We start from the raw sequence: 861 nt of genomic DNA, 5'->3' as shown, positions 1-861 counted from the left end.
AAACGCTCTAAATGTTAATGGCTGAGCCTTCAAAAGGCTCATAGTAAGGCCATATCCAACATTTATTATAAAAATAGTCCCATCAATAATATGATTGCACACCTTATAATCGCTCGTATTTACGTACCTGCACTGATTGATAAAAACTTGCTTTATGAGTGCGCAGACACCATATGACTGTGATACGCTTTTATCAGACATTTCTATAAGACATCAAAGGACAGCCAATATGGATAGCAACACCAACTATGATAATGGCCTCAAGGTACGCACAGAAGTGATGGGTGAAGCACATGTCAAACGCTCGCTTGATACGGCGACTGGATTTACTCAGCCGCTGCAAGACTGGATTATAGAGCACGCGTGGGGCAGCACATGGCAAGATGAGTCAGTACTACCACGCAAATATCGCTCACTGATTACCATTGCTTTTTTAATTGCGCAAAAAAGCCCAAATGAGTTAAAAGGACATATCAGAGGCGCGATTAATAATGGCGCTAGCGTCGCTGAGATTCGCGAAGTGCTGATGCATAGCCTCCCATACTGCGGCGCACCTGCCACGCAAGAAGCGTTTCGCGCGGCTATCGAAGTGTTTAATGAGATGGGTATAGATATTGACAACTTAAACAAAAAGCCATAGCACAAAAGGTTGAATAATAAACCCTGAGCGCAATATCTGTTATAATAAAGACACCTATAAAGCATGCTGATAATTCCATAAACCCTTATACTATAAAGGGTTAAGAGATCATTGATTATGACTACTGCCGTACAAACCCATATTCCTGCGCCAAGAGTAAAACCAAAAAAAGCCATTCAAGGTGAAAAGCTGCGTGGCTACGATAAAGTCGCCCGCATCCC

The 861-nt window shown here is 42.4% G+C and carries 1 protein-coding gene and 1 pseudogene; both read left to right on the top strand.

The features are described from left to right. Positions 1 to 229 precede the first annotated feature (229 nt). Entirely contained in the window at positions 230 to 640 is a 411-nt protein-coding gene (locus B3V51_RS04090; RefSeq protein ID WP_286708033.1) for a carboxymuconolactone decarboxylase family protein, read from the top strand. Positions 641 to 757: 117 nt separating this feature from the next. Continuing rightward, positions 758 to 861 (top strand): annotated as a pseudogene (locus B3V51_RS12885) (lipoyl synthase); the annotation flags it as partial.

The organism is Psychrobacter sp. UBA2514 (genome assembly GCF_002341255.1).
In the GTDB taxonomy this organism is placed as follows: Bacteria; Pseudomonadota; Gammaproteobacteria; order Pseudomonadales; family Moraxellaceae; genus Psychrobacter; species Psychrobacter pacificensis.
Note: the sequence above shows the minus strand (reverse complement) of the source record. Positions and strands in the feature narration are given on the sequence as shown.